Genomic DNA, 23,959 nt, shown 5'->3' with positions numbered 1-23,959 from the left:
GTTGGTATCACTGACCGTTGCGGCTTGATGTACTCATCAGCCATGGTCGAAGATCCCCTGCTGATGCCAGCGTTGCAGCTGGGCCAGCACCCGGGTCTCTCGCGCCGTCCACTGGGGACAGGGCCCCGCCAGCTGGGTCTTGTTGGTCTGCAGCGCCTCGTCGAGGGCAAACCAGCCGGGCACGAAGCCAAGGCGGATCTCGTAGGGCTGCGGCTGCGGGGCCACCAGCTGATCGCCAATCCGGCACAAGTAGTAGAGCGAGCGGATGCAGTAGGCATCAAACCCCGGCTCGCGGGCGGCGCGATATTCACGGGTCTCGCCAAGCAGGCCCCCCACTTCCCGCAGCTCGGCACCGCACTCCTCCAGCAGCTCGCGAGCGAGCGCCACATGGTGGCTCTCCCCCGCTTCAACGCCGCCGCCAGGGAACATCAGATCGCCGTTGACCCGGGAGTGGACCAGCAGCAGCTCGTCGCCACGGGGCACCACGGCACGCACCGTGAGGCGCTCAAGCGTGCGGCCATCGGTACGTACCTCGCCATGAACGAAAGAGAGATCGAACGGATTGGGCCAGCAGCTGGCCGGGGAGAGCGTCGTCATCACTGCCTCAGGGCCGGTAGTTGCCATGCTTGAGCTGCTCGACAATTTCGGCAGCCCGAACATCGTAGCCATCCTGCTCTGTCTTGCTCAGGGTGTGGTAGATGCCAAAACGCTTGGCTGAGACCTCGGGGCTATCCTGAAACGATTCGCTCACCTTGCCCCACAGATAGGCCAGCCCATACTGTTTCTGGCCCATATAGAGGGTGCTGAGGGAGGTGAATATGCGGCTGTTGACCTTATCCCCCTCCTGATAGAGGGAGAGCCCGTGCTGCAAGGTGGCAATGGCCTTTTCGGGGTCGCTCTTGGCGTAGATACCGCCGAGCGCCAGTTGCAGCTCGGGTTCATCCAGCGCCTTGGTGCCTTCCAGAGCCATAAACTGCTGGCGAGCCAGCTCGTTGGTGTTGTTGGTCCAATGCCAGAGCAGCAGGTAGGGATCTTGTGAATTGCGGGTCGCCGCATCGAGCTGGGCCAACTGATCCCCGGCCGCCAGCATGCCCTCGACCCGTGGACTCTTCTGCTCGCGGGCATTCTTGTATTCAATGCTGGTGGAGCGCTCGGCACACTTGAGATAGCGCTCAAGGTTACGCATCAGCTCGTACTTGCGCCGATCCGTCCCCTCTTCCTTGAGATAGAAGCGACTGCGGATCACATCGGTACGCTCATAGCGACACCAGCCATCGTCCACCAGATCTTGGCAGAGCTCGGGATGATTGCCACAGATGTTGTGGATCCGATCGTCATTGCAGCCAGCCACGGCAAGGCCGACTGAAAGCATGATGAAGGTCTGTCGCAGGGGGAAATTGGCCATGGTTCACATCTTGTTGGTAACGCGGGTTGGTAACAACTGGCGCCTTTACGGGCCACCTCCGGCTAGCAAACCGGTTACATATCCATTACAATGCGCGCGCCATAAAAGGCCGCGATTGCAGAATAATATAACGAAATATACACCCCTACACTGATCTGCATTCGACGAATTTTCTATTTACACCAACAACGTGAAATAAAGGATCTGGTCAATGACCCACGAGCACTACTTGCAAGCGTGGCAGGAGAGCCAGGAGCTCGCCGAAGCCATGCAGCCCTTGATTGGTCGCCTCTACCGACAACAAGGGGTCGAGATCACCCTCTACGGCCGCCCGCTGCAAAACGCCTCCACCATCGATATCCTCAAGGCCCACCGGGTCGTCCGCCGCCACCAGGGCGCCCCCCTCCCCATCCAGCAAAGCTTCCCCCTGCTTCAGGCCATCGTTGCCCTCAAACCCACCGCCGCCGAGGTTGACCTTGGCAAGCTGGCAGTCGGCTACTGGCAGGATCATCAGGATGAAGCGGGGATCGAGGACTATCTGCAAGCGCGACTGGTACCGGCCCTTGGCCGCAGCCAGATGCCGCAGCCGACCGATGTGGTGCTCTACGGCTTTGGCCGTATCGGCCGCCTGCTGGCCCGCCTGCTCATCGAGCGCACCGGCGCCGCCAATCCGCTGCGCCTGCGCGCCATCGTGGTACGTGGCGGTCGCGACGGGGATCTGGAGAAACGCGCCAGCCTGCTGCGCCGCGACTCGGTGCACGGCCCCTTCAACGGCTCCATCGAGGTGGATGCGGAGCGCAGCGCCATCATCGCCAACGGTACCTTCATTCAGGTGATCTACGCCAACAGCCCGGCCGACATCGACTACACCGCCTACGGCATTCACGATGCGCTGATCGTCGACAACACCGGAGTCTGGCGTGACGAGGCTGGCCTCTCCGAGCACCTGAAAGCGCGCGGTGCCGGCAAGGTGCTGCTGACCGCTCCCGGCAAGGGGGAGATGAAGAACGTGGTGTTCGGGGTCAACCATGAGGTGATAGGCCCGGATGACAGGATCATCTCCGCCGCCTCCTGTACCACCAACGCCATCACCCCGGTGCTCAAGGTAATGCAGGAGCGGTTCGGCATCCGCCACGGCCACGTGGAGACGGTCCACTCCTACACCAACGATCAGAACCTCATCGACAACTACCACAAAGGCGAGCGCCGCGGTCGCAGCGCGGCCCTCAATATGGTGATGACCAGCACCGGCGCCGCCAAGGCGGTGGCCAAGGCGCTGCCCGAACTCAAGGGCAAGCTGACCGGCAACGCCATCCGGGTGCCGACCCCCAACGTCTCGCTGGCGATTATCAATCTTTCGCTGGAGCAGGCCACCGATCGGGAGAGCCTCAACGCCTATCTGCAGCAGATGGCGCTAAGCTCGGCCCTCCATCGCCAGATCGACTTCAGCGCCAGCACCGAGCTGGTCTCCTCCGACATGGTAGGTTCCCGTTATGCGGGCATCGTCGACTCCCAGGCGACCATCGCCGAGGGGGATCACTGCGTGCTCTACGTATGGTATGACAACGAGTTCGGGTACAGTTGTCAGGTAGTGCGGGTGATGGAGCAGATGGCTGGCGTAGTCCGCCAGGATCTGCCGGCATAGACCGATAGGGTCTACCTGCATGGCCCATCAGATCCCGCTGTTTATGGCTCAATAGTTCAAGGAGAGGCCGGATGTCGTTTCAACAGGGTGAGTTTTTACAAGCTATCAGGCAGATGCCACAAGAGGTGTACGAGCGGCTCAAAACCGCAGTCGAGCTGGGCAAGTGGCCCGATGGCAAGCCCCTCACCGACGAGCAGAAGGCCACCTCCCTGCAAGCCGTGATGGCCTGGCAGGCGATGCACATCGACAATCCCGAGCACATGAACATAGGTCGTGACGGCGAGATCGTGATGAAGAGCAAGAGCGAGCTCAAGCGTCAGTATCGCGACGAGGAAGAGATAGTGCGGGTCGACCTTAACCATTGAACCTGACTCGGCAGGCCGCTCGCGGCGGCCACAGCAAAGAGGGGAGCCATTATGGCTCCCCTCTTTTTCCACTCTCCCCATGGTGGGGAGGTCAGAAGCTGTTCACGACCTGTAGCGAGAAGACGTCAGCAAGGTGAAGAGCAGCGCAGGAACCGGAGCGTATAGATATACGTGAGCCCTCTTGTTCACAAACACGCGAGCAGCACATGAGCCTTGATCACGCCTTCGCAGTAAGGTCGCGGACAGTTTCTCAGGGAGTCAGCTCCCCGCGCAGGGATTGTTGCATCAGCTCGCGAATCCGGTGGGATGGCAAGTCCTGACTCAGCAGGAAGTGGAGCTTGGTGAGCGCCGCTTCGGCGGTCATGTCAAAGCCCGAGATCACCCCGGCCCGCGACAGGGCGTTGCCGGTGGCATAGCCACCCATGTTGACCTTGCCGTGCAGGCACTGGCTCAGGTTGACGATGATGACGCCGCGGGCCGAAGCCTCGGAAAGCAGCGCCAGCATGGCCGGGTTCTGCGGCGCATTGCCAACCCCGAACGACAGCAGGATCAGCGCCTTCACCGGCTGTTGCAGGATATTGGCGATCACCTCGCTGGAGATCCCCGGATAGAGGGTCACCACGCCGATGGGCTGGGGGGTGATATCGTGCAGCACCAGCGGCCGCGCAGAGGGCACGCCCAGCTCACCCGCTTCCAGCGAGATGGCGATCCCGGCGTTGAGCAGCGGCGGATAGTTGGGGGAGTCGAAGGCGTGGAAGCCGTCGGCGTGCACCTTCTTGCTACGGTTGCCGCGATAGAGCTGATTGTTGAAGAACAGCGTCACCTCGTGGATCGGGTAGTTGGCCGCGATGTAGAGGGCGTTGAGCAGATTCTGCTGGCCGTCGGAGCGCAGCTCGGCCAGCGGGATCTGGGAACCGGTGATGATGACCGGCTTGTGCAGATCTTCCAGCATGAAAGAGAGCGCCGAGGCGGTGAACGACATGGTGTCGGTGCCATGCAGGATCACGAAGCCATCGTATTTCTCGTAGTTGTCGCGAATGTCTTCGGCGATGCGCTGCCAATCCGCCGGGGTCATGTCGGAGGAGTCGATGAGGGGCGCATATTCGTGGATATGGTAATCCGGCATCTCGGGGCGGTGGAACTCGGGCATACGCGCCAGACAGTCTTCCATAAAGCCCGCCATCGGCACGTAGCCGTGATCGGAACGCTGCATCCCAATGGTGCCGCCTGTGTAGGCAATGTAGATAGACTTCTTCACACCCTCTCCTCTTGATGAAGTGAACACCGCCGGAATATGAACCATGTCGGGGTGAACCACAATGTCAACGCCCGCCAGCGCCTCTGCGTGCAGCGGAAACCGGCGAATTATAGAGACTGGCGCCCCAAATGACAGCCGTTCCATGCACCCTTTTCGGCTTTTCTGCCCTCTACCTACATAGTGTTAAATGTCACAATAAACCACTAAAACGAGCATTAATACGACAAAGATGGAATTAAACGATGCTTTTTGCTACAATCCGCCGGATTTTACTAAAATCTCATCTGGATGCCTGAGCATTTCAGGCCCGCACAAGCCCCATCTTTCCTGGGGCGGGGAGATGTTTCCCCTTCTTTGCTGGCACATAAGCCACACTGTTTTCATCCCGGCTGAATCTGTAAGTCTTTTGCTATGAAAGACACAGCCAATCAACATGGGAGTACTGAATGTTACAACTTGATTCCTACGCAACGCTGGTCGCTGCCACTCTGGTATTGCTGCTTGGCCGGGTGTTGGTTACCCGAGTCGGGCTGCTGCGTACCTTCAACATCCCCAAACCGGTAGCCGGCGGCCTGGTGGTCGCGCTGGTACTGCTGCTGCTGCGCTCCACCCTGCAGATGGAGCTGCAATTTGATACCAGCCTGCAAACCCCGCTGATGCTGGCCTTCTTCGCCTCCATCGGTCTCTCCGCCGATCTCGCCAGCCTGAAACGCGGCGGCAAGGCGGTGGTTACCTTCCTGATGGTGGTCACCGGCCTGCTGCTGGTGCAAAACAGTCTGGGTGTCGGTCTGGCGACCCTGCTCGGTCTGGATCCCCACATGGGGCTGCTGGCAGGCTCCATCACTCTCTCCGGCGGCCACGGCACCGGGGCGGCCTGGAGCGCAACCTTCTCCGAGAAGTACGGCGTGCAATCCGCCGCTGAGCTCGCCATCGCCTGTGCCACTTTTGGTCTGGTGCTGGGCGGCCTGATCGGTGGCCCAGTCGCCCGCTATCTGGTGAAGAAAGTGCAGGTGCCCGGTGAGGAGCACAATCAGGATGAGGCCCCCCAGGGCTTCGAAATGCCGGATATGGAGCGCCCCCTCACCACTTTCAGCGTTATCGAGACGCTGGCGCTGATCGCCATCAGCCTCAAGGGCGGCGAGCTGCTCTCTGCTTCCCTCAAAGGGGGCGCCTTCGAGCTGCCGATCTTTGTCTGCGTGCTGTTTGTCGGCGTGCTGCTGCGCAACGTCCTGACCCTGCTGAACTGGCATGAGGTGAGCGATCGCGAGGTCTCCCTGCTGGGCAACGTCAGCCTGTCGCTGTTCCTCGCCATGGCACTGATGAGCCTGAAACTGTGGGATCTGGCCAGCCTGGCGCTGCCCATCTTCATTCTGCTGGCCGCCCAGACCGTGGCGATGGCGCTCTACGCCATCTTCGTCACCTTCCGGGTGATGGGTAAAAATTACGATGCGGCCGTACTGGCAGCAGGTCACTGCGGCTTTGGCCTCGGGGCCACCCCGACCGCGATTGCCAACATGCAGGCCATCACCCAGCGCTTCGGTCCCTCCCACCTGGCGTTTCTGGTAGTGCCCATGGTGGGGGCCTTCTTTATCGACATCATCAACGCCATGGTGATCAAGCTGTTTATGGCGATGCCATTCCTGTAATTCCCTTTCCGTCAGACGTATATGATCAGAGCCCACCTTTCGGTGGGCTCTTTGTTTGTTCTCTACTCGCCAGCTGACGCAGGGGCACGTATCCGGCACCAGGATGACCCGCGAGCAACCCGAACTACCCGGAATCCCCCGAACAACAAAAAGCCCCGCACTCGACAGAGGGCGGGGCTTGTTTATCTCAGCCGGAACAGGCCGAGAGTTGCACTTTACAGGATAAAGGTCGACACCTGCTGGTTAAGGTCAGCAGCACGCCCTTTGAGGCTGTGGGCCTGATCCAGATCGCGCATGGCGGCGGCGGTGATCTCGTCACTCACATCCTTGATGGCGGTGGTGTTCTGGGTGATCTCGCCGGTCACCTGGGTCTGCTCCTCGGCGGCAGTGGCGATCTGACCCGCCATGTCGGAGATGAGGGAGATGGCGCTGGTGATCTCTTCCAGCGCGCGCACCGCCTGATCGGCATCCTGCACGCTGTTGTCCGCCAGTCCCTGACTGGTCTGCATCAGGCTCACCGCGCGGGCAGTGGTCTGTTGCAGTGTCTCGATGGTGGACTGGATCTGCTGGGTGGAGTCCTGAGTACGGCGCGACAGCACCCGCACCTCGTCAGCGACCACCGCAAAACCACGACCCTGCTCACCGGCGCGAGCCGCTTCGATGGCTGCGTTCAGTGCCAGCAGGTTGGTCTGTTCGGCAATCCCCTGAATGGTGGAGAGAATGCTGGTGATGGCCTGCGCGTGGCGGCTCAGCTCGCCGATCACCTCGGTCGCCTGCCCCACCTCTTCGGCCAGACCATTGATGGACTGGCGAGTCTTGTTGACCAGCATTTTGCCCTGCTCGCTGCTCTGGGCAGATTGCTGGGCAGCGGCGGCGGTGTTCTCGGCGTTGCCGGCGATCTCCATGGTGGCGCTTGCCATCTCGGTGACTGCCGTGGCGACCATGGTCACCTCCTGCTGCTGACGCTGCAGCTCGTCCACCGCGGCCTGGTTGGTCACCAGACTGCGCTCGGCATCGGCGTTCAACTCGTTGGCCAGCTGACGGATATTGCCGATCAGCTGATGCTGGCTACCGACGAAACGGTTGAAGCTGTTGGCCAGTTGGCCCACTTCGTCGTTGGCGTCGATCTTGATGCGCTGGGTCAGATCGCCGTTACCATCGGCAATGCGGGCCAGTGCCTGGGAGACCTTGGTGAGCGGGCCAAGCAGCATGCTGACCAGCCAGGAGATAGCGAGGATGCTACCCACCAGCACCAGCAGCGCCATCCCCAGCTGGGTCATCAGCAGAGAGGAGAGCGGCGCTTCCAGCGCGGCCTTGTCCAGCACCAGCACCAGTTCCCAGTCTGTGTCGGGGATATCAACCGCCCACAGCAGCTTGTCGCGACCTTCGCTGTCAAAATAAGCTGGTACCAGATCCTTGCTCGACTTGCTCTGCTCGATCAGCGCGTTGGTCAGATCGTTGTCGATCTCGCTGGCCGGTTTCATCGCCTTGGCGGCATCCTTGTAGGCGATGATGGTGCCATCCTTGTGCATCATGATGGCGAAACCGTCGGCAGGCAGCTGCATCTTGGTCACGTCTTCCACTAGCGAGGCGATGGAGAGGTCACCACCGACTACCCCGCCAGAAACCGGCTGGGCCAGGGTCACCACCATGATGTTGTAAGCCACATCGAGATAGGGTTTGGTGACAATCAGGCCACCTTTGCTCATCGCCTCCTGATACCAGCCGCGGGAGCGCGGGTCGTAGCCATCGCGGTTGATGGAGGGATCGGAGTCATTCATCTTGCCGCTGCTCTCACCGAAATAGGTGAGCTGGAAACGGCCGGAGACTTGTGCCTGTTGCAAGGCATTGAGGGGGTCGGCACCGGCCTTGTTGCCGAGCGCCTGGATCACGTCGCGACGGGCTGCGAGCCAGTCGCTGACACGCTCGGCCTGCTGGGTACCCAGCCGTTGCAACTGCTCCTGGCTGCCTTGCAGCAACAGGGATTTCTGGCTGCTATAGCTCTGCCAGGAGAGCAACAAAATCACCAACGAAAGGGCGATCACCACTGACAACAGTATCTTCTGCTTGAGTGACAGGTTTTTCATCATGTGTTCTTCTTATTGAGGTGAGGAGCGGGTTTTTCCCTAAATTGCACAACACTACACGTAGTCATTAGCGACCCGAATGGCCAAAACTGAACCTGAAAATGGGTCTGCGGGCGATATTTTCTACCGAGGTGGAGAAAAGTGCACCAGAAATTGACGGCATGAGCCGCACAAGCCAAGGCAACCCTGTTTATTCCTTCCACAATTGGCTAGAATATCCCGTTTTTAAATCACATCGACCCTGAGAGTTTTCACGATGTTCGAAGTTAATCCCGTATTAAATAAACTTAAGGAGCTGTCTGAGCGGACCGAGCTTCTTAGGGGGTACCTTTGACTATGACGCCAAGAAAGAGCGTCTAGAAGAGGTCAACGCCGAGCTGGAACAGCCGGACGTATGGAATGAACCCGAGCGCGCACAGGCGCTGGGCAAAGAGCGCGTTGCGCTGGAAAACGTGGTCGGCACCATCGACACCCTGACCCAGGGCGTGGATGACGTCGAGATGCTGGTGAGCCTGGCCGTGGAAGGGGAAGACGAAGAGACCTTCAACGAAGCCATCGCCGAATCCGAACAGCTGGAAGCCAAGCTGGTGGATCTCGAGTTCCGCCGCATGTTCTCCGGTCAGCACGACGGCTCCGACTGCTATATCGACATCCAATCCGGCTCCGGTGGTACCGAAGCGCAGGATTGGGCCAACATGGTACTGCGCATGTACCTGCGCTGGGGCGATGCCCACGGCTACAAGCCCGAGCTGATTGAATGCTCCGAAGGCGACGTGGCTGGCATCAAATCCGCCACCATCAAGTTCACCGGCGAATATGCATTCGGCTGGCTGCGTACCGAAACCGGCGTACACCGTCTGGTTCGCAAGTCTCCGTTCGATTCCGGTGGCCGCCGTCACACCTCCTTCTGTTCTGTGTTCGTCTACCCCGAGATCGACGACGATATCGATATCGAGATCAACCCGGCGGATCTGCGGATCGACGTCTACCGTGCCTCCGGTGCCGGTGGTCAGCACGTTAACCGAACCGAATCCGCGGTACGTATTACCCACGTTCCGACCGGTGTCGTGGTACAGTGCCAGAACGACCGTTCCCAGCACAAAAACAAAGACCAGTGTATGAAGCAGCTGAAAGCCAAGCTCTACGAGCTGGAAATTCAGAAGCAGAACGCTGAGAAACAAGCCCTGGAAGAGACCAAGTCTGATATCGGTTGGGGCAGCCAGATCCGTTCCTATGTGCTGGATGACTCCCGTATCAAGGATCTGCGCACCGGCGTCGAAACCCGTAATACCCAATCGGTGCTCGACGGTGACTTGGACAAGTTTATCGAAGCCAGCCTGAAATCAGGTCTGTAAACAAGCAGGAATCACCATGTCTGAACAAACCATCACTCCGGAAGTCGACCAAACTCTCGAACTCAACAACGAGATGACCGAGCGTCGTTCCAAGCTGGCCGCCCTGCGCGCCCAGGGTAATCCTTTCCCCAACGACTTCCGTCGCGACAGCCTCTCTGGCGATCTGCACGCAGAGTTCGACGACAAAAGCGCCGAGGAGCTGACGAGCCTGGGTAAACGGGTGAAGATTGCCGGTCGCATCATGACCCGCCGGATCATGGGCAAGGCTTCTTTCGCCACCCTGCAGGACATGGCCGGCAAGATCCAGGTCTACGTCACCCGTGACGACCTGCCGGAAGGTTTCTACAACGAGCAGTTCAAGAAGTGGGATCTGGGCGACATCGTGGGTGTCGAAGGTACCCTGTTCAAGACCCAGACCGGTGAGCTCTCCGTTCACGTTTCCGATATCCGCCTGCTGACCAAGGCACTGCGTCCGCTGCCCGAGAAGCACAAAGGCCTGACCGACCAGGAAGCTCGCTGCCGCCAGCGCTACCTGGATCTGATCGCCAACGAAGAGTCCCGCAAGACCTTCATGATCCGCACCCAGGTGGTTGCCGGTATCCGCAAGTTCTTCAACGAAAAGCGCTTCATGGAAGTGGAAACCCCGATGATGCAAGTCATCCCTGGTGGTGCCTCCGCGCGTCCGTTCGTCACTCACCACAATGCGCTGGACATCGACATGTACCTGCGTATCGCTCCGGAGCTCTATCTGAAGCGTCTGGTGGTCGGTGGTTTCGAGCGTGTCTACGAGATCAACCGCAACTTCCGTAACGAAGGTATCTCGGTTCGTCACAACCCCGAGTTCACCATGATCGAGTTCTACATGGCCTACGCCGACTACATCGATCTGATGGACCTGACCGAAGAGCTGCTGCGCACCCTGGCGCAAGACATTCTGGGCGACACCAAGATCCGTTACGCCAAAGAGGGCGAAGAGGGCCTGACCATCGATTTCGGTCAGCCGTTCCAGCGCCTCACCATGGTCGAGTCCATCCTGAAGTTCAACCCGGACGTAACTCTGGACGATCTGGCTACCCTGGAGAGCGCCAAGGCCGTTGCCAAGCGTCTGCACATCGAGCTGATGAAGGGATGGGAACTGGGCCACGTGATCACCGCGATCTTCGAAGAGACCGTGGAGCACATGCTGCTGCAACCGACCTTCATCACCGAGTACCCGGCTGCCGTTTCTCCGCTGGCTCGCCGCAACGACGTGAACCCGGACGTAACCGACCGCTTCGAATTCTTCATCGGTGGCCGCGAGCTGGCCAACGGCTTCTCCGAGCTGAACGATGCAGAAGATCAGGCCAAGCGCTTCCAGGATCAGGTTGATCAGAAAGAAGCTGGCGACGACGAAGCCATGTTCTACGACGCAGACTTCGTCACCGCACTGGAACACGGCCTGCCGCCGACGGCCGGTCAGGGTATCGGTATCGACCGTCTGGTCATGCTGTTCACCAACAGCCACACCATCCGTGACGTTATTCTGTTCCCTGCCCTGCGTCCGCAGAAGTAAGGCCCACAGAAGCCAGCTAAATCCCTTGGGTCAATCCCGAGCGTGATAGCCAATAAAAACGCCCCGCAACTGCGGGGCGTTTTTCTATCTCCTTTACCGTCAAATCACTTTATAAATTCAATAATGGAATAAAGAAGATATTTTTATTCTTTGTTGTTATCCAGCACGCCCTTTAATCTGGCCAAAAATCAGACCATGGAAGACGCGTGTGATGCAATTGAAGGATTCCCCATTCAACCTCTCCCCCCTCTCTGACGAGCAGCAACGTCAGTTGGGTCAGGTACTCTCGACCCTCAATACCCAGCAACTGGCCTGGGTGAGCGGATATCTCTACGGCCTCTCCCAGACCGGTCAGCAGAGCGTTGCAACCAGCGCCGCCGTGGCTGCCCCCAGCGGCAGCCTGACCATTCTCTACGGCTCCCAGACCGGCAACGCCAAAGGTGTCGCCACTGCCATCAAGGCGCAGGCAGAGGCCCGCGGCCTACCCGTCACCCTAGCGTCGATGGCCGACTACAAACCCAAGCAGCTCAAGAAAGAGAGCCACCTGCTGGTGGTAGTGAGCACTTACGGGGAGGGTGAACCGCCGGAGAGCGCCGTCGATCTGTTCGAGCAGCTTAAAAAAGGCAAGGTTGGCAAACTGGACGGCCTCAAGTTCGCGGTGCTGGGGCTGGGTGACAGCTCCTACGAATTTTTCTGCCAGACCGGCAAAGATTTTGACAACTTCCTCGCCACCGCTGGAGCCGAGCGCATTTATGAGCTCGCCAGCCTTGATGTGGATTATCAGGATGCAGCCAAGGCGTGGAGCGAACAGGCACTCAACGCCATCACCGCAACCCTCTCTACCGGAGCAGCCAGCAGCAGCGTAGCCAGCGCGGTGCAGCAGGCGGTTGGCCACAGCCAGTACAGCAAGGAGAACCCCTTCCCTGCACGCCTGTCGGTCAATCAGAAGATAACTGGCCGAGATTCCACCAAGGATATCCGCCATATCGAGATCAATCTGGCCGACTCCGGCATTACCTATCAACCGGGTGATGCCCTCGGCGTCTGGTTCGACAACGATGCAGAACTGGTTAATGAAGTGCTGGCCCTGACCGGCCTCTCTGGCGATGAAGCCACGGCCCACGGCACCTTGCGCGCGGCCCTGACCAGTCACTTCGAACTGACCCGGCTGCACGGCGGCTTTATCACAGGACTCGCTGACATATCGGACAACGCAGCGCTGAAAGATCTGGCAGGCGACAAGGCCCAGGTCAATGCACTGGTCGCCTCTGCCCAGGTGGTGGATGTGCTCAAGCGTTTCCCGACCGCCCTCACGGCCGAGCAGCTGGTTGGCCTGCTGCGACCCCTCACCCCGCGCCTCTACTCCATCGCCTCTGCCCAGAGCGAGGTGGAAGAGGAGGTGCACCTGACCGTCGGCGTGGTGCGTTACCCGCAGGAAGATGGCACAGTGCGCTCTGGCGCCGCCTCCTCCTATCTGGCGGATCGGCTGATTGAGGATGGCGAGGTGCGGGTATTCGTGGAGCACAACGACAACTTCCGCCTGCCGCAAAACCCCGACACCCCCGTCATCATGGTGGGCCCGGGCACCGGCATCGCCCCGTTCCGCGCCTTTATGCAGGAGCGGGAAGCTCAGGGCGCGGAAGGCAAGAACTGGCTCTTCTTCGGCAACCCCCACTTTACCCAGGATTTCCTCTATCAGGTGGAGTGGCAGCGTTATGTGAAATCGGGGCTGCTGTCGAAGATCTCGCTAGCCTTCAGCCGGGATCAGGCCAACAAGATTTATGTGCAGGACCGCCTGCGCGAGGCAGGGCTTGAGCTCTACCAGTGGCTGGAAGCAGGCGCTCACTTCTATGTGTGTGGCGACGCCAACAAGATGGCCAAGGATGTGCAGGAGGCCCTGCTGGAAGTGATTGCCGAACACGGCCACAAGAGCCGTGAGGAAGCAGAAGAGTATTTGAGCGAATTGCGTCGTGCCAAACGTTATCAAAGGGATGTCTATTGATGAGCAAACAACCTCTTTCTCACCCAACAGCGGGACCGGTCGAAGGGCCGCTGGCCGACAACGAGCGCCTCAAGCGCGAGAGCAACTTCCTGCGTGGCACCATTGAGCAAGATCTGCAGGATCCGCTCACCGGCGGCTTTAACGGCGACAATTTCCAGCTGATCCGCTTTCACGGCATGTATCAGCAGGATGACCGCGACATCCGCCCGGAGCGCGCCGCCCAGAAGCTGGAACCGCTGCACAACGTCATGCTGCGTGCCCGCCTGCCGGGTGGGATCATCACCCCGGCCCAGTGGCAGATCATCGACAAGTTCGCCGAAGAGCACAGCCTCTACGGCAGCATCCGCCTGACCACCCGTCAGACCTTCCAGTTCCACGGGGTATTGAAGCGCGACATCAAGCTGATGCACCAGACCCTCAACAGCACCGGTATCGACAGTATTGCCACCGCGGGCGACGTGAACCGCAACGTGCTCTGCACCAGCAACCCGGTGGAGTCCGAACTGCATCAGGAGGCCTACGAGTGGGCCAAGAAGATATCCGAACACCTGCTACCCAAGACCCGCGCCTACGTGGAGATCTGGCTGGACGGTGAAAAACTGGGGCAGGATGAGGAGCCGATATTGGGGTCCAACTACCTGCCGCGCAAATTCAAGACCACTGTGGTGATCCCGCCTCATAACGACGTGGATATCCACGCCAACGATCTCAACTTCGTGGCGATTGCCGAGCATGGCAAGCTGGTAGGCTTCAACGTGCTGGTGGGCGGCGGGCTGGCCATGACCCACGGCGACACCAGCACCTACCCGCGCAAGGCGAGCGACTTTGGCTTTATTCCGCTCTCCCACGTGCTGGAGGTGGCGGCCGCCGTGGTCAGCACCCAGCGCGACTGGGGTAACCGGGTAAACCGCAAGAACGCCAAGACCAAGTACACCCTTGAACGGGTTGGCGTCGAAGCCTTCAAGGCCGAGGTGGAGAGCCGCGCCGGCATCCAGTTCGGGCCGGTTCGCCCCTATGAGTTCACCAGACGGGGCGATCGCTTCGGTTGGGTCGAGGGGATCGACGGCAAGCACCACCTCACCCTGTTTATCGAGAATGGCCGCCTGCTGGACTTCCCGGGCAAGCCGCTCAAAACCGGCATGCTGGAGATCGCCAAGGTGCATCAGGGGGATTTTCGCCTGACCGCCAACCAGAACCTGATCATCGCCGGGGTGCCTGCCAGCGAGAAGGCCCGCATCGAAGGGCTGGCGCGCCAATACGGCCTGCTGGATGACGGCGTGAGCGAGCAGCGCAAGCAGTCGATGGCCTGCGTGGCCCTGCCCACCTGCCCGTTGGCGATGGCTGAAGCCGAACGCATGCTGCCCGCGTTTGTCACCGACATCGAGGGCTTACTGGCCAAGCACGGCCTGGCGGATAACGCCATCATCTTCCGGGTCACCGGCTGCCCCAACGGCTGCGGCCGCGCCATGCTGGCGGAAGTAGGTCTGGTGGGCAAGGCGCCCGGCCGCTACAACCTGCATCTGGGGGGCAATCTGGAGGGCACCCGCATTCCGCGCCTCTATCAGGAGAACATCACCGAGCCGCAGATCCTGGCCGAACTGGACGCGTTGATCGGCCGCTGGGCCACCGAGCGAAATCAGGGTGAGTGCTTCGGCGACTTCGTGATCCGGGTTGGGGTGATTGCCCCCGTTATCGATTCTGCGAGGGACTTCTATGCCGCTTAATCTGCCGCTTAATGTCACTGAAGATGGCCGCCTTGACCTGCAGGCACTGCTGGCCCTCGGCCGTGAAGAGCAGGCCGAGGCACTGGCGCCCCTCAACCGGGAGCTGGATACCATGAGCGCCCCCGAGCGGGTGCGCTGGGCTCTGGCCAATCTGCCGGGGGAGCATGTGCTCTCATCCAGCTTCGGCATTCAGGCGGCGCTGATGCTCCATCTGGTAAGCCGCGAGCGGGCCGACGTGCCCGTAGTGCTGACCGATACCGGTTATCTGTTCCCGGAAACCTACCGTTTCATCGACGAGCTGACCGAGCGCCTCGCACTCAACCTGAAGATCTACCGGGCCGAGCTCAGCCCTGCCTGGCAGGAGGCGCGATTTGGCCTCTTGTGGGAGCAGGGCGTGGAGGGGATCACCCGCTACAACCAGCTCAACAAGGTGGAGCCGATGGACCGCGCCCTGCGTGAGCTGGGGGCACAGACCTGGTTCTCCGGCCTGCGCCGGGAGCAGTCCGGCAGCCGTGGCAAGCTGCCGGTGTTGGGCATCCAGCGCGGCCGCTTCAAGTTCCTGCCGGTGATCGACTGGAGCAACAAGGATGTCTTCTACTACTTCAAGGAGTTCGACCTCCCCTACCACCCGCTGTGGGAGCAGGGTTATCTCTCGGTGGGCGATGTCCACACCACCGCCAAGTGGGAGCCGGGCATGAGCGAGGAGCAGACCCGCTTCTTCGGCCTCAAGCGCGAGTGCGGTTTGCACGAGGAAAATGGCGAGAACGACGGCTCAGGCATCTAATCCCGTCTTGAAAACCCAACAGAACAACAAGGGCATCCGAAGATGCCCTTGTTGTTGTTTGCCCATTAGCATTCGCCCGTCAGCGGCGCAGCCAGGTCTCAAAGCTATAGGGGTGCGGGTTCTTCTCATCGGCAGGGTGGCTCTCACAATCAACGCGTTGCCACTGACCATCGTCAAAAGCAGGGAAGCGGGTATCCCCCTCCACCGCCAGATCGATGCGGGTCAGGTAGAGACAATCCGCGCTCGGCAACATCTCGGCATAGAGATGACCACCACCGATCACCATCAACTCCTCCACCGAGCTGCCTGCCAACAGCGCCAGCGCCGACTCGACGGAGCCCACCACCTCAATGCCCTCAGCCTGATAATCGGGATTGCGGCTGATCACCAGATTGCGCCGTCCGGGCAGCGGTCGACCGATGGATTCGAAGGTCTTGCGCCCCATCAATACCGGTTTACCGAGGGTGACACGCTTGAAGTGAGCCAGATCGGCAGGCAGATGCCAGGGCATCTGGTTGTCCTTGCCGATCACCCTGTCGTGGGCCATGGCGGCAATCATGGAAATCTTCATGGGGCCTCTCACCGTCTGTCAGATTATGGGGCGGTTACGGTACACGACCAGAGAGGGGATCGCCAAACCGAAACTGAGGGCACCGACGATAAAGAGCGCCTTGAGGCCGTTCTCCACCGCACTCTGAATCAACTCCATGGTCACGCCGTTGATGTTGAGCTCCACCACCGCAATCATGGTCTTGAACGCATAACTGCCCGGGATCATCGGAATGATGGAAGCCACGCTGAACACCGGACGCGGTGCCAGCAGACGGCGCGACCAGTAGACGCAGACAAAGCCGACCGTGGTCGCCGCCGCCAGCGTCGCCCACTCGATGGGCATGCCGTAGTGGATCAGCAGGGTACGCAAGCTGTGGGCCAGCGCGCCGCCCATGGCGCAATACTTCAGCATCCGTGGTGGCACGTTGAACAGCATGGCAAACCCCACCGCCGGAATGGAGGACCAGAAAGCATCCTTGGCCAGTAGCCAGAGCAAATCCATCATACTTTCCACCCCCAGATCCCCGTGACCGACATGGCCAAAATGATACCTATGGCGGCGCTGATGGTCAGCAGGGTCGCGGTCCCCCAGCGGGCCAAGCCCATGTTGAAGTAGCCCTTCACCATGTCGGAGACCGCATTGATCAGCGGAAAGCCCGGCACCAGCAGCAGCACGCTGGCCGCCATGGCGAGATAGGGCTGGTCACCCCAGTTGAAGAAGGTGGCGCTGGAGGAGAGCAAGGTGGCAATAAAGCCGGTGGCGGCAAAGTTGATGAGCGGGCTATGGTGATGGCGGGCCATCAGCTGGCGCACCCGCATCGCCACGGCAGACGAGAAACAGGTCACCAGGAAGATGGGCCAGTCACCGCCAAACAGCAGGCTAAAGGCACCACAGGAGAGCCCCACCATGGGGACCACCAACCAGGGGTGATAGTGGAAAGGGACGATGGCTTCGAGGCGCTGGCGCACTTCACGGGCACCGATCAGCTCTTTTTCCGCCATGATGCAGATCCGCTGGATCTCGCACACCACCTGCATATTGATGCCATGTTCGCGCACCCGCCGGGTAGTGGTGACGCAACCCCCCTGATAGAGACTGGTGAGCACGATGGCACTGGAAGAGATGGCCATTTCGACACTCTCCAGCCCCAGCGCCATCCCCAGCCGCACCGTGGTCTGCTCGATGATCCGGCTCTCCGCCCCGAACTGGGCCAACATCTGACCCACCTTGACGATAATGCGGGTGATCTCTGTCTGTTGCTCCCGCGACAACACCCGTCTTGGTGTGATACTTCTCATAATCCCTTCGAGTCGTAGCAATAAAAATTTCGGCCATATTAGCCTAACTTTTACTGTTATTCATCCACCCCTATCACAACCTGACTAATAAGTTATTACAAGAAGGAGAAAAGAGATTACATCACAAATACATTACGACTAACATTAAAAACCATAACAATCAGGTCGCCAGCAACTCCCTTTATTATGGCCTCACCGATTTGGCTGAAATATCAACCAAGGGGGTTATTGCAGATTATTTACGACGTCGATAGTCCGCCAGATGGATTATTTTACCACTGCCATCGCTTTCAGGCGGATGGTCCCCCTCTTCTCTGAACTGGCTCATTTCGCTGCGCATCAAATAAAAAGATTCCCGCATCATGTTGGTAATCCGAATACAGCTATCAAGATTGTTTTTCGCCAGACGGCGCTGACCATCAATCTTGAACTGCAACCCGCGCAGACGGCGCTGCTGATCGGGGCTCGCACGGGCCATCAACTGGTCGATCTGCTGCTCCAGAATCGCATCCAGCCGGGAGGGCTCACTCGCAGCCAACTCCTTCAGGGTGTCAAAATCAGGCAACTCCATATGCCCTCCTTGGCGACTATTGCTGGCAACACACTGCGGTACCACACCATCACGTCCCAGCCATATAAATCTGTATATACGACGCGGCTAAAAAGGGTTCAATCCATCCACTGGCGACTAAACCGGACAATGGTCACTACGAGGGTGTCTATCTATTTTAATTGTGTTTGGAAACAAGCGATTGTTTTTAATTCAGGCGAGATAAAACACTTATACATTTTAGGTTGTGATTTTCTGTTTTTTATTGCAAATAAAAATCCGGGTGGCCTTATTTTGCTTCATTCGACACTTTATTCTTCCCTCACCGACCCGCGTCATCTCCTGACGGTTTAACATATCTCACTGATTATGTTATTTTAATTGCCACTTTTATCGGACATTCAAGAGCAAACCATGAGCAAGGCAAAAATCGGTATCGTCACCGTCAGCGATCGCGCCAGCGCGGGCATCTATGAAGACCTCTCCGGCAAGGCCATCATCGACACCCTGAACGCCTATCTGACCTCGGAGTGGGAACCTGTCTATCAGGTGATCCCCGATGAGCAGGAGCTGATTGAAGCGACCCTGATCCAGCTGGCGGATGAGGAGCAGTGTTGTCTCATCGTCACCACAGGCGGCACCGGTCCGGCCAAGCGGGATGTCACGCCGGAAGCGACCGAGGCGGTATGTGATCGCATGATGCCTGGCTTTGGCGAGCTGATGCGGGCCGAATCCCTCAAGTTTGTGCCGACTGCCATTCTATCGCGCCAGACTGCCGGGCTGCGGGACGATACCCTGATCGTCAATCTGCCAGGCAAGCCCAAATCAATCCGCGAATGTCTGGATGCAGTCTTCCCCGCCATCCCCTACTGTATCGATTTGATGGAAGGGCCGTATCTCGAGTGCGATGAAACTGTCATCAAGCCGTTTCGGCCGAAAAAATAGCGAACCCGACCATAAAAAATAATGGCGAGCCAAGGCTCGCCATTATTTTTAACTCATCTGTCTGCGCAGAAAAACCGCATCAATTATTTGCGGCCGAATACTTTTACGCCCGCTTTGCTGCGCTCTGAATTACCGTACACTTCGATTTTTTTCACACAACGGCGCGAGCCCAGTGATTTCCACTCGGTCTCTTTATCACTGCTCATTTCCCGATCGAAACGAATGGTCTTGGTACGATCACCACCATAGGTCACCACCACCCGATCCAGGGTCAAATCACGCTCCGCCTTCACCTTGATATATTTGGTCTGACGGCAAACCACCAAAGGTATTGTCGCACCATGATCACCGGCTCCCAGCAAAATAGTCCGCCCCAGCGTGAACTGATCGTCACCGGCATGGCTGGCTGACGCCACCACCAGCAAGGCACCACCCAGCAAGCTGCGTGCAGAAAAACGGGAATTCCAGATAGACATCAAGGACATAACACCTCCAATAAAAAATGGAGTGTGATGATAAGGGTTAAACCATAACGGAAGCTGTATCACGGCTGAATTTGCTGCGAATGTGCGGGGATAAACAGAGAAAACAGCGCGACTTTTCGGCAAAAAGAGAAGAGCCGCAGATAGCGGCCCTTGCGGCAAGAGAGCGCTTAGCGCTCCATGATTTGGGTCACGTCATCTTTCTTGATCATTACCTCGCGCCCTTCATGATCGTAATAGCGATACATGCCGGTGCTCTCGTCCAGCTTGGGTTTGCTCTCTGTGGTGATCATCTTGCCATCCTTGGTGCTCATGATGTATTGGGAGCTGCATGCCACCAGCCCCAGGGCGCACACCAGGATCATCATCAGTTTTTTCATTGCGGCCTCTTCTGCGATCATCCTCACCACGAGGATGTTTCTTGAAGCCTAGTTCAATAGCACGGCACGGGATGGCGGGATGAGCAAAGCGGGATCGCCGTCAATAATCAGCGACTTAGCCTCGCTATCTGGCCGGGTGGCGAGCGCAATGAAAAAGGCCGGACATCTCTGTCCGGCCTCTTCTTTTCAGCGCAAGAGCGCAATCATGACTTGGCAGGCTGGCGCTCACCGGTCACGGTCGGGTTCTTGGGATCGGAACTCCACTCGTACCAACCGCCGTCGTAGACGCTGATCTGTTTCCAGTCCATCAGCCAGGCGTAGAAGAAGGCCTCGGAGGCGCGCCAGCCGGTACCGCAGTAGAACGCCGCCTGCTGGGTCGGCTCGATGTTCCACTGCTCCCACATGGCGAGGATCTCGCGGGCCGGCTTCATGGTGCCGTCCGGGTTGTGGAAATCGCTCATGCTATTGGCATCCACCCCACCGTGACCCCACTTGGCCCCCGGGATATCGCCCTTCGGCTTGATGTAGCTATAACCTGAGGTGTTGCCGACAAACTCGTCCCAGGTACGCACGCTGACCAGTGCGCTATCGGGCTGCTTGAGCAGCTCTTTCGCCTGACTTAACGTGGTGTAGTACTCGGGGTGAGCGGGAATGGCCACGCCAAACTCCTTCACCGGCTCATATTTGTTGGGCAGACCGGTTTCGGTGCGCAGGTGCTGGATAAACCAGGCATCCAGACCACCGTCCAGCAGGCGCACATCTTCCACCCCCGCATACATCATCAGATGCGCGGCACGGGCAGCCGCCATGGTGTTGCGACCATAGAGGATGACGGTGGTGTCGTGACGGATGCCGTTATCCAGCAGCAGCTTCTTGAGCGCTTCGTCAGAGACCTTGTTCCACAGCGGCTCCTCTTCGAGGCTGTTGGTATCGATATAACCGGCCCCCGGGATGTGGCTGATGAGGTAGGCCTTGGGTGAACCCCAATCCACTTCAAACAGCTTCCAGTCCCCCTTGGGCGCAGCGGCAACCGGCTTGCCCTCTTGCAGATCCGCCAACCAGCGCGGATAGACCAGCTGCTGCCAGCGTGCCAACGACTCGCGCGGTGCGGCTTGCCACCCTTGCAGCTCGAACAGCTGCTTGATCCCCTGCTTGCGCAGCAGACGGGCCACCTCGGCCACTTCGCGGGACGCACCGTAGAGGGCAACCGGACGATCGGCCTTCAGTCCCTTGATCTCGAGGGCCTTTGGCCACTCTTCATCGCTGTATTTCCACTCGGCAGAGAGGTTCTCGGCGCCCGCCACATGACCGCCCTGCTTCTCCCCTTCCATCGGCCACCCCTGATAGAAGTAGCTGGCGCGGGTATCCAGGATGACAGCCTGTTTGGCCTTGGCATCGGCCAGCGAGAGCGGTGGCAACTCCCCTGCCACGGCGGGCAGGGCACACCAGAGCAGTAAGGTCGCCAGCGCGGCCTGCAGGAAGCGAAGATGTCGTTTCATGGTGATTTCTCGATTCATAGTGAACAAGGTTAAAAAATGGAGCGACCCAGCCGCTCGGCCAGCAGCTCCAGCGCTGCCGTGCCCGCCAGCGAGTTACCGGCTTTGTTGAGCTCGGGCGACCAGACACAGACGCAGAGCTCGCCCGGGATCAGGGCGATGATACCGCCGCCGACACCCGATTTGCCCGGCATGCCGACACGATAGGCAAAATCGCCCGCCTCATCATAGAGACCGCAGGTGGCGAGCAGGGCGTTGACCTGTTTGGTGGTGCGGGCGGGCAGCAGCGGCACGCTCTCGCCCAGTGGCACACCACGGTTGGCCAGATAGATGAATGCCCGCGCCAGATCGACGCAGCTCATGCGAATGGCACAGGCATTGAAGTAGCTTTGCAGCACCTTGTCCACTTCGTTTTCGAAGTTGCCATAGGCCTTCATCAGATAGGCGATGGCGGCATTGCGGGCAGAGTGCTGATATTCGGAGCGGGCGACCACCTGATCCGCCATGATGGCCGGATTGCCGGAAAGGCGGCGCACCAGCTCGAGGGTACGCTGACGCGGCGCAGTGAGGCGGGTCTCCAGCAGATCGCTCACCACCAGCGCCCCGGCATTGATAAAGGGGTTGCGGGGGATCCCCTGCTCGAACTCGAGCTGAACCAGCGAGTTGAAGGGCTGGCCGGAGGGCTCCTTGCCAACCCGGGCCCAGATCTCCTCCTCCTGATAGAGAGTGAGTGCCAGGGTCAGGCTCAGGGCCTTGGAGATACTCTGGATGGAGAAGGGTTCAAAAGCGTCACCGGCGGTGAACAGCTCCCCCTCGACGGTACAGACTGCGATACCAAGCCGATCGGCCGGTACCTGAGCCAGTGCCGGAATGTAGTCGGCCACCTTGCCTTGTCCCAGCAACGGGCGCACCTCTTCAAGGATGCTGGCCAGTAATTCGGATGACAACACCATAAGCAATAAGCGATTCCATGACTAAAACAGCGGTGGAGATCCCATCCCCACTGACAAAAATCCCGCCAGCGGCGGGATTTTTCAGTTACCCACAACAAGGCGCCAGATGCGGCAGCCTTGTATCAGGCCGGTTCACCGTACCAGAGGTCGAACAGTTCGGTAACGACCACGGCTTCCATCCCCTTGCCTTCCAGCCAGGATTTGACGGCAGCGCGGTCTTCTTCGGTACACTTGCCCAGTTGCTGGGTGCAGATCATCCCTTCCCAGGCCAGGTGACCGGAGCCGGCAAAAGCCAGTTTGCGGGGTTCAACAACCTCATCGATCATCGCATCGACTACCGCATCGATGGTCTCTTCGGCAGTGCCGACCGGGAAGTTGAAACTGATGTCGAAACCCATTTCCTGGAATTCATCGACGCGCAGTTTCTTGCGCAGGCGGCGGCTACGATTGGCCATGATAGCTCCTCAAGTTAGTTGATACGCTAGGTGTGTTGACGTGCCAGCTTAGCTGACACGCTTGAAAATCAGATCCCAAACCCCGTGGCCGAGACGGTGGCCACGTTGTTCAAATTTGGTCAGCGGACGCCAGTCCGGACGAGGCACCCAGTTACCGGTGGCAGAGGTATTCTCGTAACCCTCGGCGGCGCTCATCACTTCCAGCATGTGCTCGGCATAGTTTTCCCAGTCGGTCGCCATGTGGAACACGCCACCGATGGCCAGCTTCTGGCGAATGTCCTGGGCAAACGCAGGCTGTACGATGCGACGCTTGTGGTGACGGCTCTTGTGCCAGGGATCCGGGAAGAAGAGCTGCAGGCAGGAGAGTGAGCCGTTCGGGATCATGTGCTCCAGCACTTCCACCGCATCGTGGCAGATCACCTTCAGATTGGTGACGCCCGCTTCCTGAGCGGTACCCAGACAGGCGCCCACGCCCGGGGAGTGCACTTCAATGCCGATGAAGTTCTTCTCGGGGGCATTCTTGGCCATCTCCACCAGAGAGGCGCCCATGCCAAAGCCGATCTCCAGCACCACAGGTGCTTCACGGCCAAACAGCGCGACCAGATCGAGCTGCTTTGGCTCAAAATCGATGCCCATGACCGGCCAAAGCTCTTCCAGGGCCTTCTCCTGCCCTTTGGTCAGGCGGCCTTCGCGACGGACAAAGCTGCGGATCTTGCGCATGAACTTGCCGTCTTCGTTAAATACATCTTGGGTCACAGGCATAATGGTCTCGTTATTTCATCAATCCGGGTAATACATCTTGTGTCCGATCCCGAGCGGGACCGCTCGCGGCTCGGCATTTCATCGACCCGCGAAAACAGGGGAGCGAATTATCCCAAGATAGGCCCAAGGCGCAAGTGTTTCGCGCAACAAATATTCCGGCCATCAACTTCCCTGCTCCCTCACTGGCATCACCACACCGACTAACCGTCCAATATAATCCGCAGTAGAGTCGTTCCAGCCCTTTTTTGGCGATTTTTGTGAC

23 protein-coding genes are annotated in these 23,959 nt (G+C 59.1%); 9 read left to right on the top strand and 14 right to left on the bottom strand.

Annotated elements, in window-relative coordinates:
• Window positions 1–36 precede the first annotated feature (36 nt).
• Both OKC31_RS04775 and OKC31_RS04770 read right to left on the bottom strand, forming a co-directional pair.
• Window positions 37–597, bottom strand: coding sequence for an NUDIX domain-containing protein (locus OKC31_RS04775; protein ID WP_270656470.1), 561 nt, complete (start codon window positions 595–597; stop codon window positions 37–39).
• A 7-nt stretch (window positions 598–604) separates the two neighbouring features.
• A complete protein-coding gene (locus OKC31_RS04770; protein WP_005335192.1) occupies window positions 605–1,405 on the bottom strand; it encodes a DUF2989 domain-containing protein in 801 nt (266 codons plus the stop codon).
• Between the two features lie 211 nt (window positions 1,406–1,616).
• On the opposite strand from OKC31_RS04770, the gene OKC31_RS04765 reads away from it, so the two are divergent.
• The gene (locus OKC31_RS04765) at window positions 1,617–3,050 is read left to right on the top strand and encodes a glyceraldehyde-3-phosphate dehydrogenase (protein ID WP_216975648.1); all 1,434 of its coding nucleotides are present in this window, start codon (window positions 1,617–1,619) and stop codon (window positions 3,048–3,050) included.
• Window positions 3,051–3,121: 71 nt separating this feature from the next.
• Window positions 3,122–3,415, top strand: coding sequence for a YeaC family protein (locus OKC31_RS04760; RefSeq protein WP_151286082.1), 294 nt, complete (start codon window positions 3,122–3,124; stop codon window positions 3,413–3,415).
• Between the two features lie 250 nt (window positions 3,416–3,665).
• Here OKC31_RS04760 and ansA read toward each other — a convergent pair whose 3' ends face one another.
• Window positions 3,666–4,673 carry an asparaginase gene (gene ansA / locus OKC31_RS04755; RefSeq protein ID WP_042054747.1) on the bottom strand — a complete coding sequence of 336 codons (1,008 nt, stop codon included), beginning with the start codon at window positions 4,671–4,673 and terminating at the stop codon, window positions 3,666–3,668.
• 446 nt (window positions 4,674–5,119) lie between these two features.
• Here ansA and gltS point away from each other — a divergent pair, with 446 nt between their 5' ends.
• A complete protein-coding gene (gene gltS / locus OKC31_RS04750; RefSeq protein WP_005348115.1) occupies window positions 5,120–6,319 on the top strand; it encodes a sodium/glutamate symporter in 1,200 nt (399 codons plus the stop codon).
• Between the two features lie 215 nt (window positions 6,320–6,534).
• On the opposite strand, the gene OKC31_RS04745 is transcribed toward gltS, so the two are convergent.
• Entirely contained in the window at window positions 6,535–8,406 is a 1,872-nt protein-coding gene (locus OKC31_RS04745) for a methyl-accepting chemotaxis protein (RefSeq protein WP_110302621.1), read from the bottom strand.
• A gap of 256 nt (window positions 8,407–8,662) precedes the next feature.
• On the opposite strand from OKC31_RS04745, the gene prfB reads away from it, so the two are divergent.
• From prfB to OKC31_RS04720, 5 genes are all read left to right on the top strand, one after another.
• Window positions 8,663–9,761 (top strand): peptide chain release factor 2 gene (prfB, locus tag OKC31_RS04740; protein WP_100645262.1). Its coding sequence is split into 2 segments (ribosomal slippage): window positions 8,663–8,737 and window positions 8,739–9,761, totalling 1,098 coding nucleotides; the frame shifts between segments, so codons are not numbered across the junction.
• 16 nt (window positions 9,762–9,777) lie between these two features.
• The gene (lysS, locus tag OKC31_RS04735; RefSeq protein WP_005335201.1) at window positions 9,778–11,313 is read left to right on the top strand and encodes a lysine--tRNA ligase; all 1,536 of its coding nucleotides are present in this window, start codon (window positions 9,778–9,780) and stop codon (window positions 11,311–11,313) included.
• Between the two features lie 211 nt (window positions 11,314–11,524).
• Window positions 11,525–13,315, top strand: a complete 1,791-nt coding sequence (locus tag OKC31_RS04730; protein WP_270656382.1) for an assimilatory sulfite reductase (NADPH) flavoprotein subunit — start codon at window positions 11,525–11,527, stop codon at window positions 13,313–13,315.
• A complete protein-coding gene (gene cysI / locus OKC31_RS04725) occupies window positions 13,315–15,039 on the top strand; it encodes an assimilatory sulfite reductase (NADPH) hemoprotein subunit (RefSeq protein WP_270656381.1) in 1,725 nt (574 codons plus the stop codon). Before OKC31_RS04730 ends, cysI begins: the two co-directional genes overlap by 1 nt.
• The gene (locus OKC31_RS04720) at window positions 15,029–15,823 is read left to right on the top strand and encodes a phosphoadenylyl-sulfate reductase (RefSeq protein ID WP_139409024.1); all 795 of its coding nucleotides are present in this window, start codon (window positions 15,029–15,031) and stop codon (window positions 15,821–15,823) included. The genes cysI and OKC31_RS04720 overlap by 11 nt, the downstream gene beginning before the upstream one ends.
• Before the next feature lie 79 nt (window positions 15,824–15,902).
• Here OKC31_RS04720 and folA read toward each other — a convergent pair whose 3' ends face one another.
• From folA to OKC31_RS04700, 4 genes are all read right to left on the bottom strand, one after another.
• Window positions 15,903–16,394 carry a type 3 dihydrofolate reductase gene (folA, locus tag OKC31_RS04715; RefSeq protein WP_270656379.1) on the bottom strand — a complete coding sequence of 164 codons (492 nt, stop codon included), beginning with the start codon at window positions 16,392–16,394 and terminating at the stop codon, window positions 15,903–15,905.
• A gap of 18 nt (window positions 16,395–16,412) precedes the next feature.
• The gene (locus OKC31_RS04710) at window positions 16,413–16,880 is read right to left on the bottom strand and encodes a threonine/serine exporter family protein (protein ID WP_026035076.1); all 468 of its coding nucleotides are present in this window, start codon (window positions 16,878–16,880) and stop codon (window positions 16,413–16,415) included.
• The gene (locus tag OKC31_RS04705) at window positions 16,877–17,674 is read right to left on the bottom strand and encodes a threonine/serine exporter family protein (RefSeq protein ID WP_005348133.1); all 798 of its coding nucleotides are present in this window, start codon (window positions 17,672–17,674) and stop codon (window positions 16,877–16,879) included. Before OKC31_RS04705 ends, OKC31_RS04710 begins: the two co-directional genes overlap by 4 nt.
• Window positions 17,675–17,909: 235 nt before the next feature.
• Window positions 17,910–18,245: a DUF3135 domain-containing protein gene (locus OKC31_RS04700; RefSeq protein ID WP_236351087.1), complete on the bottom strand. Its 336-nt coding sequence runs from the start codon at window positions 18,243–18,245 to the stop codon at window positions 17,910–17,912.
• A gap of 393 nt (window positions 18,246–18,638) precedes the next feature.
• Here OKC31_RS04700 and mog point away from each other — a divergent pair, with 393 nt between their 5' ends.
• Complete coding sequence (gene mog, locus OKC31_RS04695; RefSeq protein WP_021229718.1) at window positions 18,639–19,169, top strand: molybdopterin adenylyltransferase; 531 nt, start codon at window positions 18,639–18,641, stop codon at window positions 19,167–19,169.
• Window positions 19,170–19,252: 83 nt separating this feature from the next.
• On the opposite strand, the gene OKC31_RS04690 is transcribed toward mog, so the two are convergent.
• The 6 genes from OKC31_RS04690 to trmB all read right to left on the bottom strand — a co-directional run bounded on the left by OKC31_RS04690 (window position 19,253) and on the right by trmB (window position 23,697).
• Entirely contained in the window at window positions 19,253–19,654 is a 402-nt protein-coding gene (locus OKC31_RS04690) for a DUF2541 family protein (RefSeq protein WP_005335217.1), read from the bottom strand.
• Between the two features lie 167 nt (window positions 19,655–19,821).
• On the bottom strand, window positions 19,822–20,031 hold the full coding sequence (locus tag OKC31_RS04685; RefSeq protein WP_005335219.1) for a YgdI/YgdR family lipoprotein: 210 nt from the start codon (window positions 20,029–20,031) through the stop codon (window positions 19,822–19,824).
• Window positions 20,032–20,234: 203 nt separating this feature from the next.
• Window positions 20,235–21,530: a sulfurtransferase gene (locus OKC31_RS04680; RefSeq protein WP_040066781.1), complete on the bottom strand. Its 1,296-nt coding sequence runs from the start codon at window positions 21,528–21,530 to the stop codon at window positions 20,235–20,237.
• Window positions 21,531–21,559: 29 nt separating this feature from the next.
• Window positions 21,560–22,480, bottom strand: a complete 921-nt coding sequence (gene glsB / locus OKC31_RS04675; RefSeq protein ID WP_005348151.1) for a glutaminase B — start codon at window positions 22,478–22,480, stop codon at window positions 21,560–21,562.
• Between the two features lie 122 nt (window positions 22,481–22,602).
• The gene (locus tag OKC31_RS04670; RefSeq protein ID WP_005348158.1) at window positions 22,603–22,935 is read right to left on the bottom strand and encodes a YggL family protein; all 333 of its coding nucleotides are present in this window, start codon (window positions 22,933–22,935) and stop codon (window positions 22,603–22,605) included.
• Window positions 22,936–22,983: 48 nt separating this feature from the next.
• The gene (trmB, locus tag OKC31_RS04665; protein ID WP_005335228.1) at window positions 22,984–23,697 is read right to left on the bottom strand and encodes a tRNA (guanosine(46)-N7)-methyltransferase TrmB; all 714 of its coding nucleotides are present in this window, start codon (window positions 23,695–23,697) and stop codon (window positions 22,984–22,986) included.
• Between the last annotated feature and the right edge of the window lie 262 nt (window positions 23,698–23,959).

The organism is Aeromonas sp. Y293-4 (assembly GCF_027705905.1).
GTDB classification, from domain to species: Bacteria; Pseudomonadota; Gammaproteobacteria; order Enterobacterales; family Aeromonadaceae; genus Aeromonas; species Aeromonas veronii.
The sequence above is the reverse complement of the archived record's forward strand: the minus strand, read 5'-3'. Positions and strand labels throughout refer to the sequence as shown.

Coding starts and splice junctions, on each gene's coding strand:
- OKC31_RS04685 (WP_005335219.1), bottom strand. CDS start 20,031: ATGAAAAAACTGATGATGATCCTGGTGTGCGCCCTGGGGCTGGTGGCA.
- cysI (WP_270656381.1), top strand. CDS start 13,315: ATGAGCAAACAACCTCTTTCTCACCCAACAGCGGGACCGGTCGAAGGG.
- OKC31_RS04730 (WP_270656382.1), top strand. CDS start 11,525: ATGCAATTGAAGGATTCCCCATTCAACCTCTCCCCCCTCTCTGACGAG.
- OKC31_RS04690 (WP_005335217.1), bottom strand. CDS start 19,654: ATGTCCTTGATGTCTATCTGGAATTCCCGTTTTTCTGCACGCAGCTTG.
- OKC31_RS04745 (WP_110302621.1), bottom strand. CDS start 8,406: ATGAAAAACCTGTCACTCAAGCAGAAGATACTGTTGTCAGTGGTGATC.
- OKC31_RS04760 (WP_151286082.1), top strand. CDS start 3,122: ATGTCGTTTCAACAGGGTGAGTTTTTACAAGCTATCAGGCAGATGCCA.
- OKC31_RS04765 (WP_216975648.1), top strand. CDS start 1,617: ATGACCCACGAGCACTACTTGCAAGCGTGGCAGGAGAGCCAGGAGCTC.
- OKC31_RS04775 (WP_270656470.1), bottom strand. CDS start 597: ATGACGACGCTCTCCCCGGCCAGCTGCTGGCCCAATCCGTTCGATCTC.
- OKC31_RS04705 (WP_005348133.1), bottom strand. CDS start 17,674: ATGAGAAGTATCACACCAAGACGGGTGTTGTCGCGGGAGCAACAGACA.
- mog (WP_021229718.1), top strand. CDS start 18,639: ATGAGCAAGGCAAAAATCGGTATCGTCACCGTCAGCGATCGCGCCAGC.
- OKC31_RS04670 (WP_005348158.1), bottom strand. CDS start 22,935: ATGGCCAATCGTAGCCGCCGCCTGCGCAAGAAACTGCGCGTCGATGAA.
- OKC31_RS04680 (WP_040066781.1), bottom strand. CDS start 21,530: ATGAAACGACATCTTCGCTTCCTGCAGGCCGCGCTGGCGACCTTACTG.
- folA (WP_270656379.1), bottom strand. CDS start 16,394: ATGAAGATTTCCATGATTGCCGCCATGGCCCACGACAGGGTGATCGGC.
- lysS (WP_005335201.1), top strand. CDS start 9,778: ATGTCTGAACAAACCATCACTCCGGAAGTCGACCAAACTCTCGAACTC.
- gltS (WP_005348115.1), top strand. CDS start 5,120: ATGTTACAACTTGATTCCTACGCAACGCTGGTCGCTGCCACTCTGGTA.
- OKC31_RS04710 (WP_026035076.1), bottom strand. CDS start 16,880: ATGATGGATTTGCTCTGGCTACTGGCCAAGGATGCTTTCTGGTCCTCC.
- OKC31_RS04700 (WP_236351087.1), bottom strand. CDS start 18,245: ATGGAGTTGCCTGATTTTGACACCCTGAAGGAGTTGGCTGCGAGTGAG.
- trmB (WP_005335228.1), bottom strand. CDS start 23,697: ATGCCTGTGACCCAAGATGTATTTAACGAAGACGGCAAGTTCATGCGC.
- glsB (WP_005348151.1), bottom strand. CDS start 22,480: ATGGTGTTGTCATCCGAATTACTGGCCAGCATCCTTGAAGAGGTGCGC.
- OKC31_RS04720 (WP_139409024.1), top strand. CDS start 15,029: ATGCCGCTTAATCTGCCGCTTAATGTCACTGAAGATGGCCGCCTTGAC.
- OKC31_RS04770 (WP_005335192.1), bottom strand. CDS start 1,405: ATGGCCAATTTCCCCCTGCGACAGACCTTCATCATGCTTTCAGTCGGC.